The organism is Kitasatospora sp. NPDC090091 (genome assembly GCF_044747365.1).
Lineage (GTDB): Bacteria > Actinomycetota > Actinomycetes > Streptomycetales > Streptomycetaceae > Kitasatospora.
The window spans coordinates 640,400-650,289 of the sequence record NZ_JBIVDY010000001.1 but is presented as its reverse complement, the minus strand read 5'-3'; the positions used below and the strand labels follow the sequence as shown (position 1 = coordinate 650,289).

11 protein-coding genes and 1 tRNA gene are annotated in these 9,890 nt (G+C 74.0%); 9 read left to right on the top strand and 3 right to left on the bottom strand.

Annotation, left to right across the window (positions count from 1 at the left end; all coding sequences use genetic code 11):
• The 5 genes from ACIPSC_RS02930 to ACIPSC_RS02910 all read left to right on the top strand — a co-directional run.
• On the top strand, window positions 1-92 hold a 92-nt coding region (locus tag ACIPSC_RS02930), incomplete at its 5' end, for an acyl-CoA dehydrogenase family protein (RefSeq protein WP_355372531.1).
• A gap of 52 nt (window positions 93-144) precedes the next feature.
• Window positions 145-924 carry a TetR family transcriptional regulator gene (locus ACIPSC_RS02925; protein WP_400822464.1) on the top strand — a complete coding sequence of 260 codons (780 nt, stop codon included), beginning with the start codon at window positions 145-147 and terminating at the stop codon, window positions 922-924.
• Between the two features lie 169 nt (window positions 925-1,093).
• Window positions 1,094-2,482 carry a chloride channel protein gene (locus tag ACIPSC_RS02920; protein ID WP_400822463.1) on the top strand — a complete coding sequence of 463 codons (1,389 nt, stop codon included), beginning with the start codon at window positions 1,094-1,096 and terminating at the stop codon, window positions 2,480-2,482.
• Window positions 2,483-2,624: 142 nt separating this feature from the next.
• On the top strand, window positions 2,625-3,641 hold the full coding sequence (locus ACIPSC_RS02915) for a DUF2278 family protein (RefSeq protein WP_400822462.1): 1,017 nt from the start codon (window positions 2,625-2,627) through the stop codon (window positions 3,639-3,641).
• A gap of 101 nt (window positions 3,642-3,742) precedes the next feature.
• Window positions 3,743-3,964: a hypothetical protein gene (locus ACIPSC_RS02910; RefSeq protein ID WP_400822461.1), complete on the top strand. Its 222-nt coding sequence runs from the start codon at window positions 3,743-3,745 to the stop codon at window positions 3,962-3,964.
• Window positions 3,965-4,149: 185 nt separating this feature from the next.
• Here ACIPSC_RS02910 and ACIPSC_RS02905 read toward each other — a convergent pair.
• Window positions 4,150-4,234: transfer RNA gene (locus ACIPSC_RS02905), tRNA-Leu, on the bottom strand.
• Window positions 4,235-4,526: 292 nt separating this feature from the next.
• Between ACIPSC_RS02905 and ACIPSC_RS02900 the strand changes: the two genes are divergently transcribed.
• The 3 genes from ACIPSC_RS02900 to ACIPSC_RS02890 all read left to right on the top strand — a co-directional run bounded on the left by ACIPSC_RS02900 (window position 4,527) and on the right by ACIPSC_RS02890 (window position 7,555).
• Window positions 4,527-5,873, top strand: a complete 1,347-nt coding sequence (locus ACIPSC_RS02900) for a M20/M25/M40 family metallo-hydrolase (RefSeq protein WP_400822460.1) — start codon at window positions 4,527-4,529, stop codon at window positions 5,871-5,873.
• A gap of 283 nt (window positions 5,874-6,156) precedes the next feature.
• A complete protein-coding gene (locus ACIPSC_RS02895; RefSeq protein ID WP_400822458.1) occupies window positions 6,157-6,402 on the top strand; it encodes a chaplin in 246 nt (81 codons plus the stop codon).
• A gap of 322 nt (window positions 6,403-6,724) precedes the next feature.
• Window positions 6,725-7,555, top strand: a complete 831-nt coding sequence (locus tag ACIPSC_RS02890) for a chaplin (protein WP_400822457.1) — start codon at window positions 6,725-6,727, stop codon at window positions 7,553-7,555.
• Window positions 7,556-7,754: 199 nt separating this feature from the next.
• Here the strand turns inward: ACIPSC_RS02890 and ACIPSC_RS02885 are convergent, their stop codons facing one another.
• Window positions 7,755-7,964, bottom strand: a complete 210-nt coding sequence (locus ACIPSC_RS02885; protein ID WP_400822455.1) for a DUF5703 family protein — start codon at window positions 7,962-7,964, stop codon at window positions 7,755-7,757.
• A gap of 412 nt (window positions 7,965-8,376) precedes the next feature.
• Here ACIPSC_RS02885 and ACIPSC_RS02880 point away from each other — a divergent pair, with 412 nt between their 5' ends.
• On the top strand, window positions 8,377-8,982 hold the full coding sequence (locus ACIPSC_RS02880; RefSeq protein ID WP_400822453.1) for a hypothetical protein: 606 nt from the start codon (window positions 8,377-8,379) through the stop codon (window positions 8,980-8,982).
• Between the two features lie 211 nt (window positions 8,983-9,193).
• Here ACIPSC_RS02880 and ACIPSC_RS02875 read toward each other — a convergent pair whose 3' ends face one another.
• Window positions 9,194-9,754: a cysteine hydrolase family protein gene (locus tag ACIPSC_RS02875; RefSeq protein WP_400822452.1), complete on the bottom strand. Its 561-nt coding sequence runs from the start codon at window positions 9,752-9,754 to the stop codon at window positions 9,194-9,196.
• Window positions 9,755-9,890: the final 136 nt, after the last annotated feature.

Genomic DNA, 9,890 nt, shown 5'->3' with positions numbered 1-9,890 from the left:
TGGAGCGGATGATGCGGGACGCGAAGATCACGCAGATCTACGAGGGCACCAACCAGATCCAGCGCATCGTCATGGCCCGCAACCTGCCGTAGGGCGGTACCGCACGCCAGTCCGGCTGTTCGAGGCCGATGCTATGTTCCGGGAATGAGCGAGAAGGAAGAGCAGGACCAGCCCATGAACGACGGGCCGCCGAAGCCGGCGATGCGTGAGGCGCTGGTCGCCGCCGCCTTCGAGCTCTTCCTGGAACGCGGCTTCGAACAGACCACCATCGACGACATCGTCTCCCTGGCCGGGGTCGGCCGGCGCTCCTTCTTCCGGTACTTCCCGGCCAAGGAGGACGTGGTCTTCCCCGACCACGAGCGCAGCCTCGCCGAGATGACGGAGTTCCTGGACTCCGGCAGCGGCGAGGAGGACCCGGTGCGGCACGCCTGCGGTGCCGCCCGGCTCGTCCTGCGGATGTACGCCGAGCAGCCGTCCTTCTCGGTGCAGCGCTACCGCCTCACCCGCAAGGTGCCCGGCCTGCGCGCGTACGAGCTGTCGGTGGTCTGGCGCTACGAGCACACGCTCGCGCACTACCTGCGCGGCCGGTTCGCCGACCGGCCGGACGGCGCGCTGCGCGCCGACGTGATCGCCGCCGCGGTGGTCTCCGCGCACAACCACGCGCTGCGCACCTGGCTGCGCTCGGGCGGCGAGAGCGACTGGATCGCCGAGGTGGACACCGCGATGGCCTTCGTCACCGGCACCTGGAGCGACCGGCCCGCCGAGGCCGCACCGGAGACCGGGGCGGCGGACGACGTCGTGGTGCTGATCGCCAGCCGCCGGGCCCCGCTCTGGCGGATGGTGCAGGGCATCGAGAGCGCCCTGGGCGACGCCCGCCGGGTGCCCGAGGACGCCCGGGAGACCCAGCCCGCCCCGCAGGCCTGACGCCCCGTCCGTCGCCGGGTGCCCGGGGCCCGCTCACCCCTGTGGCGCAACCCGGGCGCGCCGCGCCGCGCGGAGGGCGCCGGCCACCGTGCGGGGCGGCGCGCCCCGGGTGAGACTCGGTCGCAGGACGGGGCCGGGCTGCCTGCCCCGGCGACGCGAAGGAGCGGGCATGCCCCAGCAGACCGGGCCGGCGGGCGGCCCCACCCTGCGGGACGTCCTGCTGGCGAAGGGGTACCTCCGCCTCCTGCTGATCTCGGCCGCGCTCGGCATCCCGGTCTCGCTGATCGCGTTCGGCTTCGTCAGCCTGGAGCACGAACTCCAGCACTGGGTCTGGGAGAGCCTCCCGGTGGCCGCCGGCTTCGACCGCGCACCCTGGTGGTGGGGGCTGCCCGCGCTGCTGCTCGCCGGTCTGCTGCTCGCCCCGATCGTCACCCGGGTGCCGGGGCGCGGCGGCCACATCCCGGTCGACGGCCTCGGCGGCCCGCCCACCCCGCCGATCGCGGTGCCCGGCGTGGTGCTGGCCGCCCTCGCCTGTCTGCCGCTCGGTGCGGTGCTCGGCCCCGAGGCCCCGCTGATGGCGATGGGCAGCGGCCTGGCCCTGCTCGCCGTCCGCTCCTTCCGGCGGGCCGAGCGGCCCCAGCTGGCGCCGGTGCTCGGCGCGGCCGGCTCGGCGGCGGCGATCTCGACCATCTTCGGCAGCCCGCTGGTCGCCGGTGTGATGATGATCGAGGCGGCCGGCCTCGGCGGCCCGCGGCTGATGGCGCTGATCCTGCCCTGTCTGCTGGCGAGCGGCATCGGCGCGCTCGTGTTCACCGGCTTCGGCCACTGGACCGGCCTGTCGATCGGTGCGCTCTCGCTGCCCTCCGTGCCGCCCGAGGGCGTCCCGGACGCCGGAGACTTCCTCTGGGGCCTCCCGCTCGCGGCCGCGGTGACCGTGATCTGCGTCTGCGGCCAGCTGCTCGGACGGCGGGTCAAGGCGTACACCACGGGGGATCCGGACGGGCCCGCGCCCCCGCCGACCACCCGTCAGACCGCCGTACGGACGGTGGTCTGCTCGGTCGCGGTCGGGGCGTGCATCACCGCGTACGCACTGCTCACCGGGCGCTCCCCGGAGGAGGCCGCGCTCTCCGGGCAGCTCACCCTCGGCAGCCTGGCCGCGGAGCCGGGGGCCTGGCCGATCGGCGCCCTGCTGGCGCTGACGCTCTGCAAGGCGGCCGGCTGGGGCATCGCCCTGGGCAGCATGCGCGGCGGTCCGATCTTCCCGGCCGTCCTGATCGGCGCCACGCTGGGGGTGGCCTGCGGCCCGCTGCCGGGCCTCGGGGTGGCGTCGGGGCTGGCCGCCGGCATCGCCGCCGCCGCGGCGGCGGTCACCCGGCTGCCGGTCACCAGCGTCATCCTCGCGGCGGAGCTGATCGGCGAGGACGCGCGGAACGCGATGCCGCTGCTCATCGTGGCGGCCGTGACCGCCAGCGTGGTCGGCGAGCTGGTCCGCACCCTCGCCCGCCGCCGGAGCACGGACGCGGCCGTCGCGCCGCCGTCGAGGCCGGCGGCCCGGTAGACCCGTTCGGCGGACGGCCGGTGAACATCCGTCGATTCCCGGGTGGCCGGGCCCGCCGGTGCGGCATAACGGAGGGGTTCCCGCACCACGGAGGGGGCTCCCGTCCACCGGGGCCCACCGGACCGGCCGAAGGACCTCACCCATGCCCCTGAAGAACTACGGCGTGCTCGCCGCCACCGCCGTCGACCGCCGCCGCGAAGGCGCCACCGACACCCCGCACTACCAGATCCACCTGCGCGACGCGCACGGCACCGACTACCGGGCAGCGGTCAACGTCCAGTCGCAGCAGGCCCCCTCGGACCTGCTCTACGTCGTCGTCGACGACTTCCGGCACCCGCTCACCGCGCAGCTCCCGGACGCCGGCAGCGGCTGGACCGGCCTCTCCTCGAAGCCCGGCACGGCCGGCCTGGACTTCATCCGCGGCAACCTCTTCGACCCGGCCGCCCTGCGCACCCTGCCGCCCGACCTGCCCGGCGCCGACAACGACCTGGCCGACCTGCTCGACCACTACCTGCAGCGCGCCATCGCCGACCCCGCCGCCGCCGTGTACCTGATCGGCCAGCGCTTCGGCCCCGAGCCGGCCGTCCCCGACAAGGTCTTCGGCTTCCTGCCCGGCAACGGCGTCCACGACATCCACATGAACCAGGGCAACAGCGGCCGCTTCCGCTCCGACGACGGCGTCTTCCAGGACGGCGGCCTGCTGATCCACCTGCCCGCCGACGACCGCTGGGTCGCGGTCTTCCTCGCCTTCCAGACCCAGGCGTGGCACACCGACGACGTCACCGGCCACGCACTGCCCGGCACCCCGCCCCGCCCGACCGACCCGACCGGCCAGGACGCCCCGCTGCGCATCGTCGCGGCCGTCGTCAACCCGGCCGGCCCGGCGCCCGAGGACGAGACCGTCACCCTGCTCAACACCTCGGCAGACCCGGCCGACCTGACCGGCTGGCACCTCGCCGACCGGGCCGGGCACCGGCTCGCGCTGCCCGCCGGACCGCTGGCGGCCGGCGCCACGCTCGTCGTGCACGGCGGAAACGGCTTCGAACTCGGCAACCACGGCGGGTCGATCACCCTGCTCGACCCCAGCGGCCTCAAGGTCCACGGCGTCGCCTACACCGCCCGCCAGGCCGCCGCCGAGGGGCGGACGATCACCTTCTGAGGCTCCCCCCGGCCTGCGGGCCGCGGGGCCCGGCCGCCGCGGGTGTCCCTCGTCCGAGTGACACCTGGATTCACCCGCCGCGGCCGGGGCAACCTCGCCCCGTGACCACCTCCGCCCCCCGCCGCCGTCGGCGCCGCCGCCCGCCCACCCCGGCCCAGGCCGCCCCCCGCGCGGCCGCCGCGCCGGCCCTGCCCTCCCCGCAGCCGGCTGCCCCGTCGTCCCGTTGCTGCGACGTCGCCACCACCGAGCACCGCGCCCTCGGCGGCACCGTCATCCGCACCCGCCACCACCGCCCGACCTGTCCGGTCTGGACCGCGCGCTGACGCCCCACCGCCTCCCACCGGCGGCGGACCGGCCCCGAGGCGCCGGCCGACCGACCAACAGGCCAGGCCCGGCAGGGCCGGGCAGGGTCGGTAGGACCGAGCAGGACCGGGGGTAGGGCCGGGTAGGGCCGCGAAAACGAAGAATCCCCTCGGCGCTCTTGCGAGCCCCGAGGGGATGTCATCTGTGTCCGAGGGGGGACTTGAACCCCCACGCCCGATAAAGGGCACTAGCACCTCAAGCTAGCGCGTCTGCCATTCCGCCACCCGGACCGGGTGTTGTCTCTTCGGCCTCGTCGGCCGCGCTGACAGATGTAACTGTAGCAAAGATCGGCTTGTGGTCCCAAAACGCCTCCTGGAGGGGGAGCCGGGCTGGTGGCCGGGGCAAGGGGCGATCCGTGGCGGGGGTGTGACCAGCGGGTTTCCCCCGGTTTCCGCAGGACGCGCGGGGTGGATCCGGCCAGGGGGCTGGGGGAGGATGGGCGGACGTGCTCGTACGGCCCGGGTGCAGGTCCCGGGGGTGGCGCGCTGGTGCGTCGGTGCGGGCCAGAGACGAGGAGTGACCGTGAGCGAGCGGAGCGAGTCGACGACGGGGCGGGCTGCGGCGCCGAAGGTGACGGCTGAGTCGGAGGTCGCCGAGATCTGCCGCGATCTGATCCGGATCGACACCAGCAACTACGGCGACGGTTCCGGTCCGGGGGAGCGGAAGGCCGCCGAGTACGTGGCCGAGCAGCTCGCGGAGTTCGGCCTCGAACCGCAGATCTTCGAGTCGGCCAAGGGGCGCGCCTCGACCGTGGTCCGGATCGAGGGGGAGGACCGGTCGCGTCCGGGCCTGCTGATCCACGGGCACACCGACGTGGTGCCGGCCAACGCGGCGGACTGGACGTACGACCCGTTCGCCGGGGAGATCGCCGACGGCTGCGTCTGGGGGCGCGGCGCGGTCGACATGAAGGACATGGACGCGATGACGCTGGCCGTCGTGCGCGACCGGCTGCGCACCGGGCGCAAGCCCCCGCGCGACCTGGTGCTCGCCTTCCTGGCGGACGAGGAGGCCGGCGGGACGTACGGCGCGCGCTTCCTGGTGGACAAGCACCCCGGGCTGTTCGAGGGCGTGACCGAGGCGATCGGCGAGGTCGGCGGCTTCTCCTTCACGGTGAACGACCGGGCCCGGCTCTACCTGATCGAGACGGCCGAGAAGGGCATGCACTGGATGCGGCTCACGGTCGAGGGCCGGGCTGGGCACGGCTCGATGGAGAACGACGACAACGCCATCACCGAGCTGTGCGAGGCGGTCGCCCGGCTCGGGCGCCACCAGTTCCCGCTGCGGATCACCAAGACGGTCCGGGCGTTCCTGGACGAGCTGTCCGACGCCCTCGGCGTCGAGCTCGACCCGGAGAACATGGACGAGACCCTGCGCGTCCTCGGCGGCATCGCCAAGATGATCGGCACCACGCTGCGCAACACCGCCCAGCCGACCATGCTCGGCGCCGGCTACAAGGTCAACGTGATCCCCGGCCAGGCGACCGCGCACGTGGACGGGCGCTTCCTGCCCGGCTACGAGGAGGAGTTCCTGGCAGAGCTGGACAGCGTGCTCGGCCCGCGGGTGAAGCGGGAGAGCGTGCACTCGGACAAGGCGATCGAGACCAGCTTCGACGGCGCCCTGGTCGAGGCGATGCAGACCGCGCTGCGGGCCGAGGACCCGATCGCGCGCGCGGTGCCGTACTGCCTCTCCGGCGGGACGGACGCCAAGTCCTTCCAGGACCTCGGCATCCGCTGCTTCGGCTTCGCGCCGCTGCAGCTGCCGCCGGAGCTGGACTTCGCCGGGATGTTCCACGGCGTGGACGAGCGGGTGCCGGTGGACGGGCTGAAGTTCGGCGTCCGGGTGCTGGACCGGTTCATCGACGCCTGCTGAACCGACGCCTGCTGAACCGACAGCTGCCGACGCCTGCCGAGACGGCTGCCGCGGCCCGCTCCCGGAGTGCCGGGGGCGGGCCGTCCGCATTGTCCGAGCTAATGATTTGGGACGGCGGAACGGAGATCGAGAGAAACGATTCTGCCCGGATTTACGGTTCGAGCGTCTGTGCGTACCTTCACCGTTGCGGGTGAATGGGGAATCCGGTCCGTACCCCGTTTGCCACACCCTCGTTCATTCCTGTGCAGCCCGCCGAACGGGTTGCGTTGTCCATACAGGAGGAATGATGAAGGTCAAGAAGATCGCCGCCGTCACCGCTGTCACCAGTGGTCTGGTGCTGGCCGCCGCCGGTGTCGCGTCCGCTCACGGCGGTGCCGCCGCCGAGGGTGTGGCCGCCGGCTCCCCGGGCGTCGTCGCGGGCAACCAGGTGCAGATCCCCGTGCACATCCCCGTCAACGTCTGCGGCAACACCGTCAGCGTGATCGGCCTGCTGAACCCGGCGTTCGGCAACCACTGCGCCAACTTCTGAGCCGCGTACGAGACGCGCCGCTCGCCGGGCGCCGACGGACTCCCGTCGGGCGCCGTTGAGCGCGGGGTTGACCGCCTGACCGGCTGACCGGCCGGCTGTCGGGTCGACTCTCTTGGCCCCCGGGTGGCGGACGCGCCGCACCGGGGGCGCTTGTCTGTTCGGGCCCGGTCGGTGGCGTCGCTCGATCGGGTGAAGCTGGTTCGTTCGGCTCAACCCCGCCGCCGGCACCTCGTTAAGCCTGTGCACTCAAAGGCCGGGCCAGTTGTTCGGAATTTCCGACTTTCTGTAGGTCTTACCTCGTCTCGATACGTCAGGGGAATATATGAGGAATGTAGCCAAGAAGGGGCTCCTCACGGTCGTGGCCACCGGCAGTGTCCTGGCCTCGACCGCCGGCTACGCCCACGCGGGTGCCGAGGCGCAGGGCGGGGCGGCCGGGTCGCCGGGCGTGGCCTCCGGGAACTCGGTGCAGGTGCCGGTCGAGGTGCCGATCAACGCCTGCGGCAACACCGCCGACGTGGTCGGGCTGCTCAACCCGGCCTACGGCAACCGCTGCGCCAACATCGACGGTCGGGCCGGTGGCGGGCACGACGGCGGGCATGGTGGCGGCAAGAGCGCCACGTCCGGCTCCTCCGCCTCCGGGACGGCGGCGGGGTCACCGGGCGTGGCCTCCGGCAACAGCGTCCAGGCGCCGGTCCACGTGCCGGTGAACGCCTGCGGCAACTCGGTGAACGTGGTCGGCGTCGGCAACCCGGCCTTCGGGAACACCTGCGCGAACGAGGGCACCCCGGCCCCCAACCCGCCCGGCAAGCCCGATGACGACTGCCCGGAGGAGCCCGGCACGCCCAGCCCGCCGCCGCCCACCCACTCGACCCCGGCCACCCCGACCACGCCGCCGTCGCACTCCCCCGGCGGCGAGAGCACGCCGGGCAACCCGCGGACGGGCGGCCCGTCCACCGCGCCCGCCACCCCTGCGAGCAGCCAGGCCGTCCCAGCCGCGGCCCACAGCGCGAGCCCCGCGGCCGCCGCGCCGGAGGCCACCGGCCAGCTGGCCTCGACCGGCGCGGGCGGCACCGAGCTGCTCGGTGCGGCCGGCGTCGCCCTGCTGGTCGGCGGCGGCGTCCTGTACCGGCGGGCCCGCGCCGGCGTGCGCTGAGCCGCTGACGCCGCCCGGGCCGGCTGGAGGAGCCGGCCCGGGCGGCGGTGAACGCCGCGCGCCCGCGGCCGTCGTCTGGTCCGACGGCCGCGGGCGCGCGTGTGTTTCAGCGGGTGCTCAACGGGTGCTCAGCGGTCGGGGTGCCCGGGCCGGCTGCGGCGCCTGCGGCGCGCGGCCCGGGCGGTGCGAGCGACGCCCGTCACCAGCTCCGCACCTGGCGGATGATCCGCCGGCGCAGCAGCACCGTCCGGCTGCCGTCCGGGAACAGTCTCAGCCGGTCCAGCTCCCAATGCCCGTACTCGGCATGGTCGGTGAGCAGTTGGCGTGCCGCGTTGCGTGAGGTGCCGCGCGGCATGCGCAGCGACTGGTACTCGTACTCCGGCTGCCGGACCGGCTTCGCTGGGGTCAAGACGCTCCTCCTGAAGGACACCTGGAGGCAAGCCTACGGCCTGCCTCCGACAACGGGCCCGGGTATTTTCGGCCGGGCTCGCACGCCGGCCGCGGCACGGCTCCACCCGCACCCCGGCCGGAGGACTGACACTGCATCAGATCCACTTCTCCTGCTGACGGAATACCCCGATCACGGTGCGCCAAGCGGCACCCGGCCGGCCCGACCGTGCCACCGCACGGCGGCGATGGGTGCCGTGGGGAGGCAAGGGGTGCCGTGCGGTGGCGAGGACTGCCGAGGGGGGCCGTGCGCGGGGCGTGCGCGGGCACAGAACCACCCGGATCGGACATCGGGGCGGAAGTTGCGGTGAAATCGCGGGTGTAGGTGACAACCGCTGTGCGTACCGACACCGCGGGGAGATAGCGTCTGCACCATGTCTGATGCCGCGCAGCCCACCATTGCCGAGGTACGCGCCGCCGCCGAGGCGGTCAAGGCCGCCATCGACCGTCATCTGGAAGCGGTGTCAAGCCCCAACACAGCGGATGATCCCGCCGTGTTCGCCGCCTACGAGCAGCTCGCGACGGCGGCCATCGCGTACGACCAACTCCTCTACGAGGCCTACGACGAGGTCACCCCGTTCGAGGTGCCCGGCGACGAGGGCCCGGGCGGGTTCCACGGCCCCGAACAGCCCGAGGCGATCAGCGTGCTGATCCGTCGCGACTACCACGTGGTGGACCCGAAGCGACTGCGCGCCCAGGCCGAGCGGCTGGACGACTCGCTGACCCCCGGCGGTGGCGAGACCGGCGGCGTGAACGCGGCGATCGGCGTGCTGTTCGGCGAGTACGAGCCGGACGAGATCGCCGCCCGCAGCGAGGAGTTCGGCCTGGAGGAGGCGGACTCGACGCTCTGGGTCGCCGCGGCCGAGCCGAGTGAGCCGGGGGAGTGGCTGCCCGAGCCGTTCGAGCACGCCGATCCGCAGCTGCTGATCTGCCGGTTCGACGTCAGCGAGGTCTACGACGACGAGGACCTCGACGACTGAGCGCCGCCCGGGGCGGCGGCGGGACACCCGTCCCGCCGCCGCCCCGCGCCGTTCGCGGCCGCCTCCGAGGCGTCCGGTGGGCAGTGCGCCCGGCGGGCGCAGGGCTGCCGGACCGCTTCTGCAGGCGCATGGTTTCGGCCGTTCCGCTCCGTGCGAGCGGGGCGCACGCGGCGGCGCGGGAGCTCTGGGCCCCCGCACCCCGAGGCAGGGCTCAGGACGCCGCGGCGAAGTCCACGGTCTTGGTCTCGGCCGTTCCGGCGGTGCGCCCGGGCGCGCGCTGGGTGGACCAGTACATGTTGGTGTGAGCGATGACCTGCGCCGGCGCCGGAGCGCCCCATGCGGTCAGGTCCTCCGTCGTGTGGGCGTCGCTGACCAGCAGGGCGTCGTAGCCCCGGGCGAGCGCGCCGTGGAGGGTCGACCGGACGCAGAAGTCGGTCTGGGAGCCGCAGACGACGAGACGCCCGGCCCCGAGGCCCGCGAGCTCGGCCTCCAGCGTGGTGGCCTCGAAGGAGTCGCGGAAGAGCTTCTCCACGATCGCCTCGCCCTCGGCGGGCACCAGCTCGGGGACGATCTGCCAGCCGCCGCTGCCGAGGACCAGCTCGTCGTCGGAGTGCCGGACCCAGACGACCGGCACCTGCTCCTGCCGGGCCCGGTCCACCAGGGCGGCGATGTTGGCGACGACGGTGTCGCGCTGGTACGCCGCCGCGACGACGTCGTTCTGCACGTCGATGACGAGCAGGGCCGTGCGGGGCCGGTTCTCCAGAGTGGTCATGCTCTCCCCTTGCCTGGACTTCGCTTCGTACACCGGGCGGGCCCGGGTTCGGCCGCCCGTCGCAGCCTAGACCCGGGCACCGACGGCGGGGCGGGGTGACGGCCTCGTCCGGTCGGTACCCGGGGTGGGTGGGGAG

What these genes read in the sequence shown, in the direction of transcription:
- ACIPSC_RS02925 (WP_400822464.1), top strand. Translation starts at nt 145, where the DNA reads ATGAGCGAGAAGGAAGAGCAGGACCAGCCCATGAACGACGGGCCGCCG.
- ACIPSC_RS02920 (WP_400822463.1), top strand. Translation starts at nt 1,094, where the DNA reads ATGCCCCAGCAGACCGGGCCGGCGGGCGGCCCCACCCTGCGGGACGTC.
- ACIPSC_RS02915 (WP_400822462.1), top strand. Translation starts at nt 2,625, where the DNA reads ATGCCCCTGAAGAACTACGGCGTGCTCGCCGCCACCGCCGTCGACCGC.
- ACIPSC_RS02895 (WP_400822458.1), top strand. Translation starts at nt 6,157, where the DNA reads ATGATGAAGGTCAAGAAGATCGCCGCCGTCACCGCTGTCACCAGTGGT.
- ACIPSC_RS02890 (WP_400822457.1), top strand. Translation starts at nt 6,725, where the DNA reads ATGAGGAATGTAGCCAAGAAGGGGCTCCTCACGGTCGTGGCCACCGGC.
- ACIPSC_RS02880 (WP_400822453.1), top strand. Translation starts at nt 8,377, where the DNA reads ATGTCTGATGCCGCGCAGCCCACCATTGCCGAGGTACGCGCCGCCGCC.
- ACIPSC_RS02875 (WP_400822452.1), bottom strand. Translation starts at nt 9,754, where the DNA reads ATGACCACTCTGGAGAACCGGCCCCGCACGGCCCTGCTCGTCATCGAC.